This is a genomic window from Scytonema sp. PCC 10023 (assembly GCF_963920835.1).
Lineage (GTDB): Bacteria > Cyanobacteriota > Cyanobacteriia > Cyanobacteriales > Nostocaceae > Kalymmatonema.
This window is the reverse complement of record NZ_CAWUDP010000117.1, coordinates 1-21,040: the sequence shown is the minus strand read 5'-3', so window position 1 is coordinate 21,040 and position 21,040 is coordinate 1. Positions and strand designations below refer to the sequence as shown.

General features: G+C 44.9%; 19 protein-coding genes and 2 pseudogenes. 13 read left to right on the top strand and 8 right to left on the bottom strand.

What is annotated here, in order from left to right; all coding sequences use genetic code 11:
* Positions 1 to 204 precede the first annotated feature (204 nt).
* Positions 205 to 1,260, bottom strand: a pseudogene (locus ACM0OZ_RS40880) (transposase); the annotation flags it as partial.
* 359 nt (positions 1,261 to 1,619) lie between these two features.
* Positions 1,620 to 3,320, bottom strand: a complete 1,701-nt coding sequence (locus ACM0OZ_RS40875; protein WP_414588596.1) for an HAL/PAL/TAL family ammonia-lyase — start codon at positions 3,318 to 3,320, stop codon at positions 1,620 to 1,622.
* A 268-nt stretch (positions 3,321 to 3,588) separates the two neighbouring features.
* Here ACM0OZ_RS40875 and ACM0OZ_RS40870 point away from each other — a divergent pair, with 268 nt between their 5' ends.
* Complete coding sequence (locus ACM0OZ_RS40870) at positions 3,589 to 3,927, top strand: transposase (RefSeq protein WP_414588595.1); 339 nt, start codon at positions 3,589 to 3,591, stop codon at positions 3,925 to 3,927.
* A gap of 112 nt (positions 3,928 to 4,039) precedes the next feature.
* Here the strand turns inward: ACM0OZ_RS40870 and tkt are convergent, their stop codons facing one another.
* On the bottom strand, positions 4,040 to 6,121 hold the full coding sequence (tkt, locus tag ACM0OZ_RS40865) for a transketolase (protein ID WP_414588594.1): 2,082 nt from the start codon (positions 6,119 to 6,121) through the stop codon (positions 4,040 to 4,042).
* A gap of 483 nt (positions 6,122 to 6,604) precedes the next feature.
* Positions 6,605 to 6,997, bottom strand: a complete 393-nt coding sequence (locus ACM0OZ_RS40860; protein WP_414588593.1) for a hypothetical protein — start codon at positions 6,995 to 6,997, stop codon at positions 6,605 to 6,607.
* Between the two features lie 1,239 nt (positions 6,998 to 8,236).
* Between ACM0OZ_RS40860 and ACM0OZ_RS40855 the strand changes: the two genes are divergently transcribed.
* The 4 genes from ACM0OZ_RS40855 (at position 8,237) to ACM0OZ_RS40840 (ending at position 12,730) form a co-directional block, all read left to right on the top strand.
* Entirely contained in the window at positions 8,237 to 8,809 is a 573-nt protein-coding gene (locus tag ACM0OZ_RS40855) for a cytochrome b (RefSeq protein WP_414588592.1), read from the top strand.
* Between the two features lie 32 nt (positions 8,810 to 8,841).
* Positions 8,842 to 9,150, top strand: coding sequence for an MFS transporter (locus ACM0OZ_RS40850; RefSeq protein WP_414588591.1), 309 nt, complete (start codon positions 8,842 to 8,844; stop codon positions 9,148 to 9,150).
* 804 nt (positions 9,151 to 9,954) lie between these two features.
* Complete coding sequence (locus ACM0OZ_RS40845; protein ID WP_414588590.1) at positions 9,955 to 11,658, top strand: multicopper oxidase family protein; 1,704 nt, start codon at positions 9,955 to 9,957, stop codon at positions 11,656 to 11,658.
* Between the two features lie 64 nt (positions 11,659 to 11,722).
* Positions 11,723 to 12,730: a hypothetical protein gene (locus tag ACM0OZ_RS40840; RefSeq protein ID WP_414588589.1), complete on the top strand. Its 1,008-nt coding sequence runs from the start codon at positions 11,723 to 11,725 to the stop codon at positions 12,728 to 12,730.
* A 360-nt stretch (positions 12,731 to 13,090) separates the two neighbouring features.
* Here the strand turns inward: ACM0OZ_RS40840 and ACM0OZ_RS40835 are convergent, their stop codons facing one another.
* Positions 13,091 to 13,234 (bottom strand): transposase family protein, encoded by a 144-nt coding sequence (locus ACM0OZ_RS40835; protein ID WP_414588606.1) that lies wholly within the window; start codon positions 13,232 to 13,234, stop codon positions 13,091 to 13,093.
* A gap of 287 nt (positions 13,235 to 13,521) precedes the next feature.
* Between ACM0OZ_RS40835 and ACM0OZ_RS40830 the strand changes: the two genes are divergently transcribed.
* The gene (locus tag ACM0OZ_RS40830; protein ID WP_414588605.1) at positions 13,522 to 15,036 is read left to right on the top strand and encodes an iron uptake porin; all 1,515 of its coding nucleotides are present in this window, start codon (positions 13,522 to 13,524) and stop codon (positions 15,034 to 15,036) included.
* Between the two features lie 219 nt (positions 15,037 to 15,255).
* Here ACM0OZ_RS40830 and ACM0OZ_RS40825 read toward each other — a convergent pair whose 3' ends face one another.
* Positions 15,256 to 15,567, bottom strand: coding sequence for a hypothetical protein (locus ACM0OZ_RS40825; protein WP_414588588.1), 312 nt, complete (start codon positions 15,565 to 15,567; stop codon positions 15,256 to 15,258).
* A 195-nt stretch (positions 15,568 to 15,762) separates the two neighbouring features.
* Here ACM0OZ_RS40825 and ACM0OZ_RS40820 point away from each other — a divergent pair, with 195 nt between their 5' ends.
* Entirely contained in the window at positions 15,763 to 16,383 is a 621-nt protein-coding gene (locus ACM0OZ_RS40820; protein ID WP_414588587.1) for a tyrosine-type recombinase/integrase, read from the top strand.
* Here the strand turns inward: ACM0OZ_RS40820 and ACM0OZ_RS40815 are convergent.
* Positions 16,380 to 17,372, bottom strand: a pseudogene (locus ACM0OZ_RS40815) (transposase); the annotation flags it as partial. The gene ACM0OZ_RS40820 and the pseudogene ACM0OZ_RS40815 overlap by 4 nt on opposite strands.
* Positions 17,353 to 17,610 carry a DUF4158 domain-containing protein gene (locus ACM0OZ_RS40810; RefSeq protein WP_414588586.1) on the bottom strand — a complete coding sequence of 86 codons (258 nt, stop codon included), beginning with the start codon at positions 17,608 to 17,610 and terminating at the stop codon, positions 17,353 to 17,355. The gene ACM0OZ_RS40810 and the pseudogene ACM0OZ_RS40815, both read right to left, overlap by 20 nt.
* 661 nt (positions 17,611 to 18,271) lie before the next feature.
* Between ACM0OZ_RS40810 and ACM0OZ_RS40805 the strand changes: the two genes are divergently transcribed.
* The 6 genes from ACM0OZ_RS40805 (at position 18,272) to ACM0OZ_RS40780 (ending at position 21,003) form a co-directional block, all read left to right on the top strand.
* Entirely contained in the window at positions 18,272 to 19,174 is a 903-nt protein-coding gene (locus ACM0OZ_RS40805) for a PriCT-2 domain-containing protein (RefSeq protein ID WP_414588585.1), read from the top strand.
* 13 nt (positions 19,175 to 19,187) lie between these two features.
* Positions 19,188 to 19,529 (top strand): helix-turn-helix domain-containing protein, encoded by a 342-nt coding sequence (locus ACM0OZ_RS40800; protein WP_414588584.1) that lies wholly within the window; start codon positions 19,188 to 19,190, stop codon positions 19,527 to 19,529.
* Between the two features lie 69 nt (positions 19,530 to 19,598).
* Positions 19,599 to 20,324 (top strand): hypothetical protein, encoded by a 726-nt coding sequence (locus ACM0OZ_RS40795; RefSeq protein WP_414588582.1) that lies wholly within the window; start codon positions 19,599 to 19,601, stop codon positions 20,322 to 20,324.
* Positions 20,324 to 20,536, top strand: coding sequence for a hypothetical protein (locus ACM0OZ_RS40790; protein WP_414588581.1), 213 nt, complete (start codon positions 20,324 to 20,326; stop codon positions 20,534 to 20,536). Before ACM0OZ_RS40795 ends, ACM0OZ_RS40790 begins: the two co-directional genes overlap by 1 nt.
* Positions 20,537 to 20,546: 10 nt before the next feature.
* Positions 20,547 to 20,792: a hypothetical protein gene (locus ACM0OZ_RS40785; protein ID WP_414588580.1), complete on the top strand. Its 246-nt coding sequence runs from the start codon at positions 20,547 to 20,549 to the stop codon at positions 20,790 to 20,792.
* 64 nt (positions 20,793 to 20,856) lie between these two features.
* Positions 20,857 to 21,003 (top strand): hypothetical protein, encoded by a 147-nt coding sequence (locus tag ACM0OZ_RS40780; protein WP_414588607.1) that lies wholly within the window; start codon positions 20,857 to 20,859, stop codon positions 21,001 to 21,003.
* Positions 21,004 to 21,040: the final 37 nt, after the last annotated feature.

Sequence of the window (21,040 nt, the reverse complement as noted above, 5' to 3'; positions counted from 1 at the left end):
CTCCAAACCTCTGTGGATTTACTGCGGTTACATTGCTTCAATTGAGGACTTTCTGTTGCTCTACTTGCTTGCCAAGCAATTTTGCAATGATTCAAACTGCCACTGTCAAGCTAATAATTTCTTATTGAGAAAATTAAGTAGGTTAACTCAGATCTTGCACCTGGAAAAATGAATGTCAAAACCATGACTACGCGCCAGAGGAATCATTCGTTCCAAGTTAAGTAAAAAAGGAAACAGGAGTATTTGAGGCAAAATCGACTCTAGGGCAATTTGTGCAGCTTCTCCCCAGTCAGGTAAATCTGTAGGATTTGTTGATAAATAAGCCCAATGCGCCAAAATATAGGCAATCAGGGAGAGTATTAACCAACGATACACCCCAACTAGAGTACCCTGACCAAAACGATGTAGACCAAAACGATGTTTAGCAGTTTTAAACCAACCCTCGATCTGCCAGCGACGCTTTCCCCACCAGTTAATAGTGCTAGCTTTGAGTGGCCTGGTAGACAGAACAAAGCGTTTTTCGAGCTTGCCATCACGTTTGAGGTAATACCACGATACTGTGACGGGGAACTTAAAGCCCGTTAGACGTACTTGCTGACCACGTTTGTACAACTGTGTTAAGGGTCGCCCATCAACTAGCTGACGGTCACAGCGCACACCAGCAATTGCATGGTATTTGAGCTTGCGTATACCATGTAAAAATTCGGCACTTCCAAACGCAGTATCAACTAAAATCATCACCTGAAAGTGTTTGGTTAAGGCTTTGGGCAAACCTTTTATTAGTTTGAGCCCTAATTGTGCAGGTGAGGGAGTATTTTTGCCCCGCCAAACACGAAAACTCCAAGGGACTCGCCACTGCCCTACGACCAAATACAGTAGCACCAAATGTAAACCTCGTTTGCCGTTGTAAACTGAGATTAAATGCTCAAAAGGCTTGAATTTACCACGTTTTTCTAAGGTTGTCATGTCTATTATCACCTGTAGTATCGGTCTGCGTCCTTTGGGACTAACAGACAAAATTTGATTAAGTACATGGTTGCGAGTGGTACGAATCACCAACCGTGTTGACCACAGATGAATATTGAGAAACCGACTTAAGGCACTGGCAGACTTGACTTTACTATATTGGGGTAGGGGATGCCCTTGAGCTTCCAAAAACAATCCCAGCATAGCTTCTAGATTTTCTCGTTGGTACACAGAAGGCATCAACGACACTAACATATAGACTAGTTTTTGGGCGTGGGCAAGAATTGTTTGCATCTTTCTTGCTTTTAGCAATGCTTTTCACGCCCCTTTCTCTCATGTTTGTTGCTATGAATGCAAATTCACAGACTTTTGCTCGATTAGCGATCGCCTGGCAGCATTGATTACGTAATTTCCACGCTCCTACACGTCTTTTCCACAACTGTTCACTACGGAAACATTTTTTCTTCTGATGTCACTTTTTTACACAACTTATTCGCCTATTTGCGGTTTTTCCTGTTTGGTGCAAGATCTGAGTTAACCTAATTAAATGTAAAATGCTCAACTTGGTAGTAACCTTTAGCTCTGTCTTAACTGGCGTTAGTACTATGACAAGCCAGTTCTATCTGCAATGTTCATTGCCAAGCAGACTCATTTTAAGCTGAAAAAATATCACCGACTGCTTGCATAAGACGACCGCCAGCCGCAATATCAGCTGTGATACTTGCAATGTGCTCATCTAGGGCTTGCTCATGATCGTTCCAGACATAGGGCCGTTCTGCTGAAGGTAGCTGCCCAATTACCTCACGCACTATGGTATAAAGTTTTAAAGTCGCAGGTGACAGACATGCACGGGCGTCGTAATGACCAACTAATTTGTACGTCCGCAGATCAACAGCTTGTATCCCAAACATCAGTGCGATCGCTACATACTGCTGGAAAATTTCTATTGAGCGCGATGTCAAGTTGGCCGAAGTAAACCCTTGGCTATTGATATTCTGGTTGAATTGTTCAGCATGGGTTGGAAAGCGATCCGCGAGCGAATTTCCATAGAAGGTTAGCAGTGGCATGATCGAGTTAGCAGTCAGCTGTAGTGACTTAAGCCCCATATTGACTCGACGCGTAGGATTGCCAACTAACGATGCTGGAAGCCCGTTATTAAATTCCGGTGTAACGAGGAGCGCAATTTGTGCATCAAGGTGCTTAGCTAATAGACCAATATAATAGCGCAGGTGGTCCATAGCCATGCCAACATACTGCCCGAGGAAATTGCCGCCATGGTAGCTAACTTGGTTCTCGATATCAATCAGGGGGTTGTCAGTCACTGAGTTGATTTCGATCTCGATCTGCGTTGCAATCTGCCTAAGTCCATCGACGATGGGTCCCATATACTGTGGCAAACAGCGGAGGGAATAACGATCCTGGATCAAACTGTCATCCCGGTAGTCGTGTCTGCCATCTAACTCATCGCGAATTAAGCGTGAACCTATCAGTAGATCGAGCATATGGCTTGCTGCCCATATTTGACCGGGATGGGGTTTTTGCTGATGGATAAATGGGTGGAACGATTGATTTGTTCCTTCCAAACCCTGAATGGTCAGGGCATGTGCTCCCATGGTCAGTGCTAGTAGGACTTGAGCGTCGTACACGCAGTTGGCAGCAATGCCTGTCATCACTGAGGTGCCATTCATCATGGCCAAGCCTTCCTTGGGCAGCAGTTGCAGTGGCGCTAAACCCAGCCGCTTGAGTGCCGTTGGGGCGTCAATCTTTTCACCGTTGAAGTCAACCGTATAGCAGGGATCCACCATGCCAGTCAGCGCACCCGTGATGTAAGACAAAGGTACTAAATCGCCACTAGCACCAATAGAACCAAATTCATGTACGTGCGGTGTAACATTAGCATTCAAGAACGTCTCAATGCGCTTGATGAGTTCAAACCGGATGCCGGATACACCGTGCAAGTGGGAGTGGGCACGCAAGAGCATCGCTGCACGAACATCAGCAATCGGTAGCCGCTGACCTGTCCCTACCTTATGATACCGAATAAGGTTGTTCTGTAGCTCGATTGCATCTTCAGCTGAAATCACGATATTGGCCATGCCGCCAAAGCCAGTAGTGACCCCGTAAATTGGCTTGCCAGATTCAACAGCGTCGGCAATATAGTCACAGGATGCCCGGACACGCCGTAAGATGTCATCCTGATTCGTCAAACGCACTTGTACACCGTAACGTGCCACCCTCACAACTTCATCAATTGTTAGATTCCGATCACCCACAATCACTGTTTCACTGGAATTCGTAATAAAAGATGATGCAACAACAGAGCTTGTATTCTTTGCTAGAGATTGTCTGTTCATCAGACTCCAAATAACTCACCTATTACTCCTTACTTAAAATTTTCTCCTTCAAATAAAATTTTGACCAGTCAAGATCGCTAAGTTAAGAAGTGATTTATAACTGTACTTTAGACTAAAAATAGCAAAACGACTCAGCGGTGCTCAGTTGAAAAAAGTCGAAACTAAAACAGGACTTACGCAACTCCCGGATTTCTCACAAAGAGATAAAAAAATGGAGTCATAAACTGCGAAAATGTATATATAAAAAGCATTTCAGCAGTTATAAGGCATGACTCCAGCATTAACAGATCGTACACCAAAACAATTCAAATTTGAACGAGAAAAGTCTCGCCCAATCGTAGTTAATTTCCAAGGAGGAACAGTAACATCGGATGCAGGGTTAAGCTTAATTGTGGAACTTGACAGAAGACGGGAAATCACATCACGTCTGGCTCTATGTTTTAAAGATTCCCGAGATGAAAATCGGATTGCTCATTCGATTTGTGGCTTAATTGCGCAACGAGTATATGGGCTAATTATGGGGTATGAAGACCTGAATGACCACGAACAATTACGTCATGACATGATGTTTGCCCTGGCGAAGTACATAGGTACAATGAAGTCCTAAAAACTTAAAAACCTACTTCCGAAAGGAGAGGGGGTGAGGGGGTAAATGTACATTCATATTGCTCGCATATAGTTCTCTCCCCTGCTCCCCCTCTCCTGCTTGACCTGGATCTTTAGCGGACTAAAGCCAGTTGCGCTTTAGCCGCAGCAACCACCTTCTGGGGAGTGAAACCAAATTTGTTCTGGAGTTCCTTGAGGGGAGCAGAGGCTCCGAAGGTATGCATGCCGATGCGATCGCCATCCAAGCCGACATACTGACCCCAACCAAAGGTGGAGGCTTGTTCAACACAGACCCGGGCGGTGACAGTGGGTGGGATAACACTGTCTCGGTACTCTTGGCTCTGTTGCTCGAATAGCTCCCACGAGGGCATACTCACCACACGGGCCTTGATGCCTTCGGTCAAAAGTTGCTCGTATGCGTTGACACACAGAAAGACTTCGCTACCAGTGGCTATCAGCAAGACGTCGGGCTTGCCGTCCGGGGCATCAGCCAGCACATAGGCTCCTTGCTGGACACCGGATGCTGGAGCGTATTGAGAACGGTCTATCGTGGGCAGCGCCTGCCGCGTGAGAACGAGGACTGCCGGTGTATGCTGTAGCTGCATAATCACCCGCCAAGCCTCCACCACCTCGTTAGCATCCGCAGGTCGCAGCGTAATCAGCCCAGGGATGGCTCGCAATGAGGCTAACTGTTCCACGGGCTGGTGGGTTGGCCCATCTTCACCAACCCCTATGGAGTCGTGGGTGAAGATGTAGATCGCTGGGATTTCCATCAATGCGGCGAGCCTGATCGCGGGTTTCATGTAATCGCTAAAGATTAGGAACCCGGAGCCATAAGGGCGAACTTTCGCAAGTGCCATGCCATTGAGAATGGCTCCCATTGCATGTTCGCGGATGCCGAAGTGGAAATTCCGACCGCTATAATTCTTGGCAGTGAAATCTCCTGCTGCATCGAACGTGAGGCGGGTCTTGGTTGAGGGAGCTAGGTCAGCTGAACCTCCAATCAGCCACGGCACGTTCTTGGCGATCGCATTAAGCACCTTTGCTGAGGCATCGCGTCCGGCTAATCCTTTAGCGTCGGGCGAGAACGTAGGTAGGTCGCGGTCCCAGTGTTCGGGCAACTGTCGGTGCTGCATCCGATATAACTGCTCAGCTAGATCTGGATACTGGACCTTGTAGTCATCGAACTTAGTTATCCAAGCATCACGCAGTTCATATCCGCGCTTGCCAATCCCGGACTGAAAATGCTCTCGCACCGCTTCGGGCACCAGGAATTTGGCGTTCTCCGGCCAGCCGTAATTCCGCTTAGCCAGCCTGATTTCTTCCTCGCCCAACGGTTCTCCGTGAGCAGCACTGCTGTCTTGTTTGTTGGGCGCACCGTAGGCAATATGGCTATCGACGATAATTAACGTGGGTTTGTCGAGTGTGTTCTTAAAGGTCTTAAAAGCCCGCTCTAGCATTTCCAGGTCATTGGCGTCGCCGACGCGGGTGACGTTCCATCCGTAGCCGATGAAGCGCGTGGCTACATCTTCACTAAAGGCCCACTCAGTATGACCTTCGATAGTGATCTTGTTGTTGTCATAGATCCAACACAAGTTAGAAAGTTTGAGATGACCAGCCAAGGAAGCAGCTTCGCTAGATACCCCTTCCATCATGCAGCCGTCACCACACAGAGCGTAAACGTCATAATTGAACATCTCGAAGCCAGGACGATTGAAATACTGAGCCATCCATTGTCCAGCAATGGCCATTCCCACGCTGGTGGCAACTCCCTGACCTAGGGGACCGGTTGTCGTTTCAACGCCGGAAGTCCAACGATACTCTGGGTGACCAGGACACTTGCTGTCAAGTTGGCGAAATCGCTTGATGTCCTCCAAGGGCACCGACAACTCCCCCAACTGCTCGTATTTGGCGTTCACTGCTTTGACTTCACATAGGTGCAGTAGCGAATACAGCAGCATAGAAGCATGGCCGATGGAGAGGACAAAGCGATCGCGGTTGGGCCAGATCGCGTCATTGGGATCGAACCGTAAAAATCGCTGCCAGAGGCAGTAGACCACTGGTGCCATGGACATGGGGGTGCCAGGATGACCGGAGTTCGCCTGCTGAACCGCATCCATAGACAGGGTACGAATGGTGTTGATACACAGTTCATCAGTTTGCTTTTGGATATCAATTTGCGTTTGAGTAACCACTGCTTTTCCTCCTCTGGGTTTTTGGATACTTTAAAGTGAAGCAATTAGCTATTTCTTTCCCTGCTATTCAGGTCTAGAAACTTTTGTTAGCAAACTTAATCAAGCTTTTATTACTCCCTTTTTAAATAGGAATTCTGTATTTTGACAATTCAGTTAATTCCGGCTTAAATTAAATTTATTTCACTATTTTTCCAATCCTTCAATAATAAGTTTATGAATTAAAGAATCATCTTTTCTGTATAAATAAACCGCCTAAAGACATTCTTGCAAAACCGATAATTCCAACCGATGGTGTTACCGATAATGGCAATTTAAGCCATGATTAAGAGACTACTCATTCCTACGGGCTCAGAACACAAAGGCAAAGCCAAGTACAAAAAACATCGAGGTAAGTGAAACCAATTAGCTTTGAATTTGTAGTAGAGAGTTACAACAGCTCAATGCCTCTAGGCTTATGTAGAACTCAAGTTACTAAGAACTTACTTATTCTCCAAGTGCATTGCAAACATTTTGGACAAGAGTAAGCTTGATCGCATCATACAGACGAGGTGCGGGTTGCACAACAGCGCCAACAGTACGCTTGAACTGAGCCTCAGCTTTGTCGGATTCTTGGTCAATCAAACTCTTGGTTGTATTAGTGACACGGTCGGTACTCAGGCGGATAGACTTGACAAGTTCATTGTTAGCACGCGCTACTACAGGGTCGATGGACGAGATGCTTTGTTCGTCAGGGCTTGGTCTTTTAACTCCATATTCGCTGTCCGGCAAAAAATCAACCCATGCAGCAAGCAAGCAGAACCCGCACACCAGCAAACTCAGTATTACCAGTAGCAGCGTCTGGTGCAATCGTCTAGAAACTCCAGTCATTCTAAGCATGAGGTTACCTCCTTCTAGCTTGGTTAAGCAGCTGTATAAATAGCTCATTGAGTAAGTACAGTTTTCACTTTCAAAAAAGTCTTGACCAGTCAAGATCACTTATTTAAGGACTAACTTAAGTATTTCTGCTGTAAATTTATGGTGTTGCTGAATGAAGGGATGGTTGTATCCTCTAAGGGCTATCGTATTCTAAAGAGCTATATGTACCATTTAACAGAGGTTACTTATAGTTGTTATCCCTCGCGTAAGTTCATACTGCGTGCGTGTGAATATAGTGGAAAAGTTTTTACCGTTTATATCAAAGTGCTCTAGTTATCAAAGACAGCTATCATCCATTGCCATTTAACTCCAAACTCTCTTGCTGTGAAACTTCGTTGATTCTGCCGATTTAACGAAGACCTTGTCCATTGAAAATCGACATATTAAGGCAAAACTTAAGGTTTTTTCCTGTAAATAATAAGACTCAAGCCAAAAATGCACAGGTGAGTGAACTCACCGGACGCCCGTCTACAAAGCACAAATGCATTTATTAGACTTCTTGCAGAAGTCGGGAAAAGGGTTCGTGGGAAAGGGGAAAGGTTGTGTATTTTCCCTTGACCCTTTAACCTTTACCCTTTTCCCACAAGAGTGCAAAAAGCACTTTTGCAAGAGGTCTATTGAGTGTCTTGGCACTACAGTCGATAACAGGTAATTGCTTTCGGGTCAGGGTCAATCTTATCTGCTAGCTGTGCCATCAGATGCAGTAGAGAATTCTTTGCCCAAGAGTGTATCATGGTTTGGCTTTATCGGCTCCACCACACCTTATTCAAAAACCCCAACTCCCAATCTGGATTACTTCTTGTCAGTTGTATTAAGCTGATGTACTTTTAATATGCATAAACAGGGCAAGCAAGATACCCACCTTACAAAACTTTTAACTAAATCAATTATGCAAATTAAGTGTTTATTAGCTTACCCGCTGCTGTTGTTGCTTTTTTAGTTTTGTCAGTCAGTCAAATAATCACTACTGAATACATCATAAAGAAATTTACAGCAGAAAAACATAAGTTAGTCCTTAAATTAAAGATCTTGACTGGTCAAGACTTTTTTGAAAGTGAAAACTGTACTGATCACTTTGTCCTCTGCATCGGTCATGCTTCTATGCCAAAGTTGAAAACCCTTTCCTCCTGCCCCCAGGAGCCCTAATCATAAGTCTGAACCGGACACGATATGATACCGTCAGTTTCTAGAGATAGTGCCATGCAATCCCCTACATCCTCTCCTCCGTTTAAACGAATTGCGTTTGCCAAGTATTTGCGATCATTGCATTGGTGGATGGCGATTGTTTTTCTCATGGTGTATCTTGTAGGGATTGTCATGGCACGTCTACCTGGTGGTACACCGCTCCGAAGTAATTTGATTGTCATCCATAAATCATTCGCTGTCCTGTCGCTGGGACTGCTCTGCGTGAGAATAATTTTACTCTTGCAAGTGGTTTGGCAGCGGTATAGCCGTCGTCTTCCGAGGGTTTCAGAAGTATGGTTGCGAAGCGTAATGTTTCACGCGGCGTTATACGTGTCAATGCTCGCAGTTCCGATTAGTGGCATCTTCTATTCCAACACCAACGATCGCGATACTGTATTCTTTGGCATTGTACTGCCGCGTTTATTTCGGGTGAATGAGTCTCTCTCTGAGCTATCTCATCGCTTGCATATTGGAGCCGCTTATATTTTTCTAGGTTTAATTCTTCTGCACATTTTGGATCAACGAAAGTTTGTTCAATCTTTTTGGCGACGGTTTAAAGGCACTAAGACAAAGAATTCCTCGCGCTAAATCCCAACGTTAAGCCCTAACTTATCACCCCAATGGCTACTTCTCAATGGAGTTCATCATCGGCTTGGAGTCCATTAAAGCTTTCTATCTTTCGTGCCCTTTGGCTGGCATTGTTAGCTTCCAACATCGGGCTATGGATGCAGAATGTGGAACCCGCTTGGTTAATGACCTCCCTTTCCTCATTTCCACTCCTGATGGCTCTGCTGCAAGCGGCAACCAGTTTACCTATATTTCTGGTCGGGTTTCCAGCAGGGGCGAACGTGGACATTCACCCTGAAGATTCACAAAAATTCGTTCAGGCGATGGATCGTTTAACTCACATCTTGCACCTACCCGTATAAGCCTAGGTTTAGTCAACAGCAGCGCAATAAAGTTACATCACTTTTATTAGCTTTTATCGGTAAAACAAAGACTTCAGGCTTAGTACTGAGTTTTAAAATTACATCTATTTTTCTTGGTGTAAGATGTGAGTTAAGGTATGTACGACAACGAGATGGGGTAGTCCGCTGGAGTCTGTGGAATGATCTTGCAGAACCCAGAAGCTACATTGAAACGTTTATCTATCGTCGAGTTTTGGGCAGAACACAAGCCTCAGCATGAACCACAGCTAGGAGATAAGATTGACCCTGACCCGAACCTGTTATCGACTGTAGTGCCAAGACACTCAACAAATGCATTTGTGCTTTGTAGACGGGCGTCCGGTGAGTTCACTCACCTGTGCATTTTTGGCTTGAGTCTTATTATTTACAGGAAAAAACCTTAAGTTTTGCCTTAATATGTCGATTTTCAATGGACAAGGTCTTCGTTAAATCGGCAGAATCAACGAAGTTTCACAGCAAGAGAGTTTGGAGTTAAATGGCAATGGATGATAGCTGTCTTTGATAACTAGAGCACTTTGATATAAACGGTAAAAACTTTTCCACTATATTCACACGCACGCAGTATGAACTTACGCGAGGGATAACAACTATAAGCAACCTCTGTTAAATGGTACATATAGCTCTTTAGAATACGATAGCCCTTAAAGAGGATACAACTATCCCTTCATTCAGCAACACCATAAATCAAGCCCAAACGAACTTGGGTGAGCTTGTCTTACGTATACGTCCATTAATGAGGTAGCAATGTTTACTAGAAGGCAAATTATGATGGCAAGTGCGGGGTTGGGAGCAGCATTTCTCGTTCCTGCAATGTTTAAGGCGAAGAGAACTTATGCGGCCTTGCCACAGATATCAAAATTTACCGAGACTCTGCCCATCCCGTTCCCAAGTGGCGCACCTACAACCTTGACGATAGCATCGAGTTCACACTCGTTCCACAAGAACCTGGGGGCAGGCCCCACGTGGGGCTACGGCGGGGCTTCCTACCTTGGCCCTACTATCGAGGTCACTCGGGGCACGCCGCTGAGGCTCACCGTGGAAAACAAACTCGGACCCCACCCGCTGCCGCTCGACCTGAGCTTGCACGGCGTGCTGGAGTCTGATACAACTAGCCCACGGGTGTCATTGCACCTGCACGGCAGTAACAGCGAACCACAAAGCGACGGTTACCCGACAGACACCTTCACGCCAGGACAGTCCTACGTATACAACTTCAACAACAATCAGGAAGCGGCGACGCTGTGGTACCACGACCATGCGCTCGGGATCACCGGCCAGAACGTGATGGCCGGACTCGCCGGGTTCTACCTGCTCAGGGACATCGATGATCCCGCTGGTGGCAATGGGCCGCTCGGTATCCCCGCTGGGCCTCCCTATGAGATACCGCTGGTGCTGCAGGACCGGACATTCAATCCTGATGGCTCAATATTCCACCCCAAAAGGTGGGAACCGGAGTATCTCGGTGACGTCGCTACCGTCAACGGCAAGGCGTGGCCGAACCTTGATGTTGACCGCACTTTGTACCGATTCCGGATCATCAACGGCTCAAGTTCCCGAACCTACAACCTTAAGCTGTCGTCGAATCTGCCAATCATTCAAATCGGCACTGACGGGGGGATGCTCAACGCTCCGGTGCAGTTGTCCAGGCTGCTGCTCTCTCCTGGGGAGCGGGCTGACGTCCTCATCGACTTCTCCAGCAGCTTACCGGGAGAAAAGATCGTTTTAGAAAATGAGGCGATTTCGCCATATCCGCAAGGTAGAGCCAACGCCGTATTAGGTAATTTCTTATTGCCCGAAATCATGCAGTTCACAGTGAATGCGGGTGCTGCCGCTCCTAGAGACATTCCTCAGGTACTGCGAGTGCATAAATCACTCATAACGCCGATTGCTACTCCGCCGGTGCGCCAGCGGTTCCTGACCCTGGTAGAGATCCCAAGCCCAACCGGACCGCTTGTGGTGCTGCTCAACTACATATACTGGGATGAGGCCGAGAACTACCCGGAGACGCTGATGGAGCGGCCTAAGGTGGACACCGTGGAGCAGTGGAACATTATCAACCTTCAGCCAGTCGCCCACCCGATGCACCTGCATCTTGTTTTTTTTCAGATCCTTAATCGCCAAAAGATTAATACAACCCAGTACATGAAGGCATACCTTGCCAATGGCCCTCGCACGGTACTCACACACCATGCACCTGGTGGACCGACGGTGCCAGCTGGCTACCCACCGCCCGACCCCACCCCCTTTGCGATCGGTCCGGCGAGACCGCCAGCGCCGAACGAAGCCGGATGGAAGGATACGGTATTAGTCAACCCGAACGAGGTCACCCGCCTTATAGTCCCGTTTGGTGCTCAAGCTGCGGAGAACCTGCCCTTCGGCAACTCGTTCACTGGGCGCTACGTGTGGCACTGCCACATGATCGATCACGAGGACAACGAGATGATGCTGCCCTTCGAGGTAGTACCGTAGCCCCTACCAGAAACAGGTCAGCTCCACAAAAAACATTAAACATTTAGTTTCCATCGTAACTCTCATGGCAGAAAATTCCTCTTCATCTCAATTTGGTTCTACAGTAACTGAGAATGAACCTAATAACTCTTTCGCTACCAGACAATCTCTACCATCTGATACCAGTACTGTAGATGGACAACTTAGCACTGGTGACCTTGACTTTTTTACCATTTCAGGTCTTGATTCCGGAAGTTTATTTACTATAGAGGGCAATTCAGATACATTGGATCTAGTTCTGGGGTTGCTTGATAATTCTGGTAAGATCGTGGAGATAAGTGATGACAGCGCTGAGAATAGTGTTATACCCATACTAACGGGAAGAGTACCAGCAAATGGTAAACTGAATTTTGCAGTGTCTGGCTTCAAGGACGAGACCCTTGCAGGTGACCATTTTCAATCTGGTTCCTATACACTGTCATTAAAGTCATTGACTTTACCCGAATCCTCTGTTAACCCAACAATCATCAACGGTAGCTTTGAAACCGATGATTTTACTGGATGGACAACAATAGGCTCTACAAGTATTGAGACGTCGGCGTTTGGCAGTGGTCCAACCGAGGGAACTTCTCAGGCTTTATTGTCAACTGGGGGTGCCACATTTTCTGACGAAATTATAGAAGCATTCTTAGGGTTAAAACGTAGAAGCCTAGATGAATTTGGCAATGGGGACGTTACTAAAGGCTCCGCTATTCGACAAACATTCACGGCGAACGCTGGAGACATTTTGACTTTCAATTGGAATTTCCTTACGAATGAGGGGGCACAAGTGTTCCCTTATAACGATTTTTCCTTTGTCTCAATCAGTTCTCTATCAGAACTGGCTGACACGACGTTCTCATCCTCCGTGACTTCCTTAACAACACAGTTTTTTGAAGAAACTGGCTTTCAAACTTTTTCCTTCACAATACCGACTACCGGAACATACACTTTGGGACTCGGAGTTGTAGATGTGGGGGATAATAGTATCGATTCTGGACTATTGGTTGACAATGTTACACTCACCTCCCTCTCTGACCCAATTGTGTATTAGACCTAGTGAGAGCGAAGCTGCAACAACCGTGCCAAGTAGCCCAAAACTATTACTAGGTCTAGCTTTTGCCCTTCATAGTTTCTAATGTTTGGCAGAAATTAGACATCTCCGAAAACAGCCAATACCTTTGTGTAACTGATTTACAAAAGGTGAACGCATCTATGTAAAATTAGCCTATTTGTACGATGAAAGAAGATTTTGAGATATTTGTTGTTGAAAATAAGGCAAAAATATGTAGTTATATGCACTAATTTGAGTCTTGGAAAGAGCGCACATTAAAAACAGGTAATACTAAGGCTCCAATTCTCAGCCTGACTAGCCCATAAATAGTCAGAATAACCTGTTCATATTTCCGAGAGTTTAACCGAAATCTTTCTTCAGCACTCGAAATATCTTAACTAAACAAATTAGATGCTCAATTAAGATTCGTTCCGATGATAATTCTTTATTTTTCTGTTTTTGTTCTGCAGTTAATTCTTTGTTCCATAGAGCTTCTGTTCCCAAAGGCGGTTCAATCTTTTTTAGAGGGATAAAGTTCTGTGTCTTTAGCAACTCACTATTGGGATCACTATTCCCTATCTCAACTCGTAGTGCGCTCCTTCAAGCTGCATCTATACTTAATCGGTGGTTTGAGCCTCCTTTTGCTCATTGTCCAAGGGACTCCTACTTCAGCCCAAACGCCTAAGGCTGTTGTCATTCCTAGACGATCTGTCGCTACCTCTGTTGTGTCTGCTGCTAGCTCTAATCCTCCAACAGCAGAAGTCAACTTCATCCAAGCACCCTCTATCAAGATGGTTCAGGCTACTGGGGTCACTACCACGGCTGTACAGACTGCTGTAACATCCACTTCCTCAGTTCAGGTCACATCAGTGTCGCAGCTTTCTGACGTGCAGCCGACAGATTGGGCTTTTGGAGCACTCCAGTCTCTAATTGAACGCTATGGTGTAATTGCTGGCTACCCTGACAGCACTTACCGAGGCAACCGAGCCCTGACTCGTTATGAGTTTGCTGCTGGTCTCAATGCAGTGCTTGAGCGATTGAATGAGCTCATTGCTACTGGACTGGCAGATAAAGTGTCGAGTGAAGACTTGGCAATATTGCAACGGCTGCAGTCAGAGTTTGCCGCTGAACTAACTACTTTACGGGGTCGTGTAGACACTCTGGAAGCCCGCACCGCTGGACTAGAAGGCAATCAGTTCTCCACCACTACCAAACTTTCGGGGCAAGTGATTTTTGCGGTGAGTGCGGGTGGCTTTAGTGGCGAACGCATCATTAGCCCTACAGGTGCAGAAATTGCTAATGATGACCCCAGTGCCACCTTTATTTATCGGGCTGCTATAGATTTGGACACGAGCTTTAGCGGACAAGACTTACTGAAACTCAGATTGGATACCGTCTCAGCTCGAGGTAATGATAATGCTGCCGGATTTTTGGAGCCTAACTTCGGCAGTGCGCTGGAATTCACAGCCAGAGGCACCCCTGATGGTGAGTTCGGGGTCTCTCGATTTTACTATAAGTTTACCCCGTTTCGGGATGTTAGTTTAACCATTGGTCCAACACTTGTCACCACCGACTATGTAGACATTAATAGCTATGCTAATGGCAATGGCGTAGACTTTTCAACTTTGGCATTGACCAACAACTACATCCTGTTGCCGCTCAATGGTCCGTCAGCCGGAGTTGTTCTTGACTGGAATCCGGGACAAGGACCGTTCAAGGTGCGGGCATTATATGCTGCGGCAGATGCGGCTAATCCTGACTCTGATAACCAAATTGTCGGTGGCGTTAGTTCGTTAACCAGGCTGCTATATCCTGATGGAGGAGGAAATCGTGGCTTATTTGGAGATCCTTATCAAGGCACAGTTGAGCTAGAGTATTCCCCTTCTAAAGCCTTTGCTTTGCGCCTTCAATATAGCGGTGGCAATATCTTTGATGGTCGGTTTGATGTGTTCGGAGTTAACTTCGAGCTGGCGCTGAACCCAAGGCTGGGTGTATTTGGTCGCTATGGCTATGGTAGCTACGATAATACTGCTTTTGGCGACCTAAACCCTAACTATTGGATGGCTGGTGTTTCCTTGAGAGACCTGTTCGTGAGGAGTGCTTTTGCTGGCATTGCTGCTGGTCAACCATTTATTGAAAGTGACGTGGGTAACGCAACTCAGACTAATTTTGAAGCTTTCTACAATTTTCCAATTAACGACAATATTCGGGTTACGCCGCTAGTGCAGGTGATTACCAATCCTGCCAATCACGACAGTAACGGCACAATTGTCACGGGTACTCTACGAACGGTTTTCTCCTTCTAAAACCGAATAGCACTAACAGGAGTATGCCTTCAATGGCTTGTGCTGGCGTCACTTTTTAACTGACTAATTAAATAGTTCAGAGCTTTGGCGGCTGCTTTATAGCCTGGTGCTTGCTTGCTTAATTTCAGTTGGCAAAGGTAGCGATTGCCTTTGGCACTGCGCGGAGCGCAATTGCGTATGCCCTAATAGTCTGGTGCAATAGACATCTCCTTAAGTATGCTACTGGTGTGCTGTTGCCTGAGAGAAGAGTTTTCGTCTCTCAGGCAACGGATTCCCCCATGACTTCAGCCATCTGTTGCTCAAGTGCTGCGATTCGATTTGACTTTTGACTTCACGGAGCGGAGCGGAGTGAGTGTTGAAGGGTAATGTCACCTGCTTTGCCACTGTCAGTAGACCGAAAACTTTTGTAAGTTGACGAAAGAATAAGGGTTTCAGCCGACCTTTTTGGGGCTGGCGATTGCCCAAGGGGCAGTGCCGAAGGCAATCGCTCTTAAGTCCACCCAGAACAGAGATACTTGAAAGGCAATTCATGCGCTGATTTCGGCGGATTACATTTTGGCGAAAATAGAAGGTTCGTGCAACCAGGGGCAACCTGGTAAAATTTTGTAAAAATAACCCTTTATTTAGCCTCTATTGATAAGAAATACAAATGATAACTTTGCCTAGTTTGAGCCAATTTAGGCAAAGTATACTGGAGATAGCAACCAAGACATGAGGATTTGACCCATGTCTACCCACACTACTCAACTTCCATTTTCGGCAAAGTCAACGAACTACTCGACTCCACCAATCAAACGTCCATCCGCACGCGAACGAGAATATTTGCGCCCGAAAGAAGTCGAAGCAATGATCAGTGCGGCTCGCGCTGTTGGGCGGCACTCTGTGCGGGATGCAGCAATAATTTTACTTATGTTCAGGCATGGACTTCGGACTGCTGAGTTAATTGCACTCAAGTGGTCACAAATAGATTTTTCGGAGGGCTATATCGACATTCATCGCCTTAAACATGGGCATGATACCGTTCATCCGTTACGCGCTCCTGAACTCAGAGCGTTGCGCCAACTGCAACGGGATTATCGCGATACTCCCTATGTTTTTGTGTCCGAGCGCAAAGCTCCACTATCAACCAGAGCTGTTCGTCACATTATTGCACGAGCAGGCGAGCTTGCTGGAATTACTGAACCAGTTCATCCCCATCAACTGCGCCATGCTTGTGGCTACTATTTAGCTGTCCAAGGTCATGATACCAGAGCAATTCAAGACTATTTAGGACATAAAAATATACACCACACAGTTCGTTATACTCAAATGTCACCTCAAAGATTTGAAAAGTTCTGGAGGGATTAAGCAACCAGTTGTTGTGTCAAACCAGCAATTCTCTCGTTGAGATCAAGCTTAAATGTACCATAAGGATTGACATGACTGAAAATCAAAGGAGTAATTGCTCTTTTATCGACTTCAGTTAACTTTTGCTGCCAATGTTTCTGCTCCAGAACACTCTGAATCATCAAAGTATTCACATAGACCAAACATATCTGCACTCTTGTGCAAAGATAAAACCGATAACTCCTGACTTTCCAAGCGATTAGAAGCAAACTCTCCACCCTTACCGTAGAAGATAAAATCATTAACCCCATTCCATCTTTCTACTACATTTAATCCTTCATTAACTTCCCGCCGCACTTGCTCCTCCTCAAGATACTGGCACAGGAAAATTGTTTTAATTACTCGTCCTAATTCGAGTAAAGCCAGATAAGTAGGATGTTTGAAAGGATTTTTGCGCATGGTTTTAAAATAGCTTCAGTTTCTGTCGTTCCCAATCTTAAAGCAGTAGTATACTTCACCATTTGGTCATACTGTTGACGAATCAAATCCCAATTAATTGGACGAGTCAGAATAGGCTGTAAATTAGGGTAAGCATCAGATTGTCCAGTATAAGGACGATATAACTTCTGTACCTTAATCCGCTTCAATCGGGGCATTAATTGAAATCCCAACAGATGCGTGAAAGCAAAGGCCACCTCACTTTGACCATGACTATCCACGTAGTTTTTCTGCACGTCCATATTGCTACAGTGACGTAACACCCCTTCAATCATGGCTGCAACTTCACTACTGGAACAAGTTTTGAGTTGGGAATAGATACAGGTAGATTTTTTCTCGACGTGCCAATAAATCATCACTCCTCGACCACCGTAACGCAAATGATACTGGGTCATAAGATTCTGGTCCCATGCTCCAAAATGCTTGCTGTCACTGGCACAGGTGGTAGTTCCTTCACCCCAAATATGGGGTAAACGAATCTCAAAAATGGCATTAATAACGTCTGCAATAGCAATTGTATTGAGAATATAATGATGGATCTGATTTTAGTTGTGATGCTATGTATATAATCACAGTTTCTGGTATTTCTGTGTTTGAGTCAGGAAAACGAGCCATCATTTGAAAATATTTCAGTAAAATAGCAAAACCAATCTGTCCTGCACCAACTTTCCTCAAAACCCGTTCTAATTCTTGGGGAACAAGAGTCCAATTTTCTACAAGTTCTTCTGTACTTTGAGGTGGTTTGACCATTTATTATCTTCTCCGTAATGGTAATACCAGTTGCTCCCAAAGCATAAATGAATCTGTTGTTATCAGGTTCAAAATTTCTCTGTGCAAATTTTAGTTTTTTTGTCAAATCGCATAAACAATATATATTAATTTTACTTATGTTTAAGGGTGAAAAACTGGGTCAATCATCAGAAAATCAAAATGACTGAAACTCTTACTGGTTAAGCATTTCAATGACGATTGCCCCTGGTTGCACGAACCTTCTATTTACGCCATTTTCCAGTTCAAATCAAAGGCTGGTAAGGCTTGTCGAAATCTTTTCGGTCTACTGACTGTTAGAAGTAGTGGTGAAAATTTGTCCACCTCCGGTCAGCTCAACTACATTGGCACTAACTGGTGACTACTCCTCATTCTTCACGATAAATGCCCAAACTAGACCATCAGCATGCTTTTACTTTTTCTTTATAAACACCCTTTGAGTCTGCTTACGCAGACATGGCAGATGATGAGTAAAGCACAGGTTTAGCTTCAACCATTCCTCACCAGCGTACATGAGTAAGGGTGAGGTATCCAACGGAGTTTTTGATGAAAATTAGACCCTTAAAATCATGCTCCTCAAAAAAACTGTCAAACTAGCAAACTAATTGAAACCCTAGAGATACTGCCCGGACACTGGCTGATAGTGCCAACGCAAGGAAAAAGACCGCTGGGATACCGATGGGAAAAATATCCATTCACTCCCCAATCCTTACGAGAACAACTTGCCCGCACAGGAAAAGTTAAGATACGCAATTGCTCCTGTTCTCTATACGAGGCACAGCCCACAGGCATTGGTCTGCTATGCGGTCAAAATTCCAAAGAATTTCTGATATCTGTAGACTGTGACGGTCCAAGTGCTTATGACCAAATTAAAGCGATGGCGCACAGCGCCCGCCCCTTTGGGGCGATCGCCCAAGAGACACTGGCGGAGCCAATCGCTCTTGAACCTCTGCCCCCCACAGTAGCATTCACCTCTGGGCGACCGGGCAGAGCGCAATACCTATTCAAAATCCTGGAGCCGCCCCAACACCAATGGCTCAAATCCAGGAAAATCGCCACTGCTCCTGGTGAAGCACTAGAGCTTAGAGGTTCCAACCTACAATCAGTGCTACCACCATCAGTCCATCCGCTCACCGGATACTACCGCTGGTTGCCTGGATGTCGCCCTGACGAAATCCAGGTAGCAGCAGCACCTCTATGGGTAGTGCAAAAGATGGCGACTCTACCAAAACATCAAACAATCTCCACTGCTTCAGAATACCTAAGAAAAGATAAGCCACAAGAAGATACTCCCACTAATGCAGATATCCAAAAAGCATTGCTGCTTTTAGAGGTAATTCATCCCAGATTTGCGGATAACTACGATAGTTGGATAAAAGTAGGAATGGCACTTCATACCGTTAGTCCCAGCTTACTCCCTGCTTGGGACAGATGGAGTCAATTGTCTCCCAAATACAAAAGAGGGGAATGTCAATACAAATGGGATTCTTTTAAGAAATGGGGCATAACAGTGCGAACTCTTTATCGATTAGCAAATCTTTCTTAAGCTGTAATGACTCATGACTGATACCGCTCATTATAAACTTGTAGAAAATCTCTCCAAAGCTTTGAGATTGATGAAGATATTTCACGACTTAACGCAAAAAGAATTAGCGGAAAAACTAGGAATCTCCAAATCGTATCTTTCAGAAATTGAATCTGGAAAGAAAACACCAACCATTAACTTACTAAAACGATATTCAGAGGTTTTTGATGTGCCAATATACTCAATCATCTTCTTCGCAGAACACTTTTATAGTGATGTTGACCTTGAAAAGACAATAGAATTTGTGGATGTAAAAATTATATTTTTCCTCAAGTTCATAAAGAGCAAAAATTTCTCTGACAACAATATTGCCTGAAAATCGTAATTTATAACCCTTGACATCGCTGACGCGCTTCTCCCTTGAAATGCTTCAAGGGAGAAACAGATGAATCAACTGAACTACGAACTGCTGGAACTATTGGAGAAAGATACCCACAAGTTTCAGCAGTATTTTGTTGAGCTAAAATTGCCACTACACTATTCTGAGAGTACTGCTCAACAAAATATTGGAGAACAATTCCATCTTCTCATGCAACAATTAATGATGGGATTGCCCATAGAACCGTTTCTTGCAGCTTATCCTGAAATGGCTGATTGGGTATCTAAACTTCAGCTAATAATCAACATTCCTTCTGACAGCAAACAGTGTAATATTACTCTCCATAAGCTCATCAATGAATACTTACTTATTGCTAAGTACGACCTAGTTATCGTTAGTGTAGAGAAGATTGTAATTGTGGATTGGACAACTGAAAGACACATTCTACAGCCAGAAATCTTAGAAAACTCCTGGAAAACTCAACTGCGACTATTTCTCCTTACAGAAACACAAGAAATTCCTCCTGACAACATCTCCATAATTTACTGCTTTGTTAATGGAGATGACTATCCCACTATCTACCAATTCAACTACAGCCAAGAGAAACATGATGCTTTCATAGAGCGATTGGCAATGACGTTATCCAAATTGCCAACCATTCACAACGCCACTGATTCAAAGCCATCAGCAGCAAACAGTATGAAGAAACATGAATTAAATCTACAAAAGTTTCTTAAAGGTGAAATGAGCGCTGCTGAATATCTCGACACTGTTCCAGAGGTTGAAATTTAATGCCCCACAACCATCTCCCTTCCCCTCCCTCCAACACTCCTATCACCAATCCAGATTCTCAATCTATTGAAAGGGCAATTCAAATACTACGAAATGCTCATACTGCTATTCACCAAGCAATTGAACATTTGGATAGAGGCTCTCCCATTTACGCTAAACAATTGATTGCCCAAATTATCGGTTGGTTAGCCAATTCACTGATGATTCTTTAACGTATTACCAATGTCAATATGTAAACAATATCTCGAAAAGCTCCGCCAAACTGCATCTCAGTTAAGTGAAATTGCCAATAATATGCAGCAAGATGCTATACGTCTCATCCAACAAAATTCACAAATAAACGGCAGGTTTCAAGACCAGGATATTGCTAACGATATCTCATTTACTATTTTGTGTTCCGTCAACCTGCAAAAGATTGCAGAAAACATGATGACTTATTGCGAAGAAAGGTTATCAAATATGCAGTAAATACTGTTTTGGCTAATGGGTGTGTTGTTACATTCACACCCTATAAATCACGCAGAGAAATGCAATGCTTAACATTACCAGAGTAGAACTGAGTGTTGATGGATGGACTCTTAACATCCTATCAAAAAGAGTCGCCACTATCACTGACCCTTTAGGAAATCGTAAAGTCTCCTATTTTGGATTTGACACTCAAGACTGGAGTTTAGACTAGTTCGCGGTGCGAAACTGCAAACCTTTACGGCGATTGA

Excerpts from the sequence above, each read along its gene's own strand:
- ACM0OZ_RS40875 (WP_414588596.1), bottom strand. The coding sequence starts at position 3,320 with ATGAACAGACAATCTCTAGCAAAGAATACAAGCTCTGTTGTTGCATCA.
- ACM0OZ_RS40810 (WP_414588586.1), bottom strand. The coding sequence starts at position 17,610 with ATGGTCAAACCACCTCAAAGTACAGAAGAACTTGTAGAAAATTGGACT.
- ACM0OZ_RS40790 (WP_414588581.1), top strand. The coding sequence starts at position 20,324 with ATGCCCCACAACCATCTCCCTTCCCCTCCCTCCAACACTCCTATCACC.
- ACM0OZ_RS40840 (WP_414588589.1), top strand. The coding sequence starts at position 11,723 with ATGGCAGAAAATTCCTCTTCATCTCAATTTGGTTCTACAGTAACTGAG.
- ACM0OZ_RS40870 (WP_414588595.1), top strand. The coding sequence starts at position 3,589 with ATGACTCCAGCATTAACAGATCGTACACCAAAACAATTCAAATTTGAA.
- ACM0OZ_RS40825 (WP_414588588.1), bottom strand. The coding sequence starts at position 15,567 with ATGAATTGCCTTTCAAGTATCTCTGTTCTGGGTGGACTTAAGAGCGAT.
- ACM0OZ_RS40795 (WP_414588582.1), top strand. The coding sequence starts at position 19,599 with ATGAATCAACTGAACTACGAACTGCTGGAACTATTGGAGAAAGATACC.
- ACM0OZ_RS40855 (WP_414588592.1), top strand. The coding sequence starts at position 8,237 with ATGCAATCCCCTACATCCTCTCCTCCGTTTAAACGAATTGCGTTTGCC.
- ACM0OZ_RS40860 (WP_414588593.1), bottom strand. The coding sequence starts at position 6,997 with ATGCTTAGAATGACTGGAGTTTCTAGACGATTGCACCAGACGCTGCTA.
- ACM0OZ_RS40820 (WP_414588587.1), top strand. The coding sequence starts at position 15,763 with ATGTCTACCCACACTACTCAACTTCCATTTTCGGCAAAGTCAACGAAC.
- ACM0OZ_RS40785 (WP_414588580.1), top strand. The coding sequence starts at position 20,547 with ATGTCAATATGTAAACAATATCTCGAAAAGCTCCGCCAAACTGCATCT.
- ACM0OZ_RS40780 (WP_414588607.1), top strand. The coding sequence starts at position 20,857 with ATGCTTAACATTACCAGAGTAGAACTGAGTGTTGATGGATGGACTCTT.
- ACM0OZ_RS40830 (WP_414588605.1), top strand. The coding sequence starts at position 13,522 with ATGGTTCAGGCTACTGGGGTCACTACCACGGCTGTACAGACTGCTGTA.
- ACM0OZ_RS40850 (WP_414588591.1), top strand. The coding sequence starts at position 8,842 with ATGGCTACTTCTCAATGGAGTTCATCATCGGCTTGGAGTCCATTAAAG.
- ACM0OZ_RS40845 (WP_414588590.1), top strand. The coding sequence starts at position 9,955 with ATGATGGCAAGTGCGGGGTTGGGAGCAGCATTTCTCGTTCCTGCAATG.
- ACM0OZ_RS40800 (WP_414588584.1), top strand. The coding sequence starts at position 19,188 with ATGACTGATACCGCTCATTATAAACTTGTAGAAAATCTCTCCAAAGCT.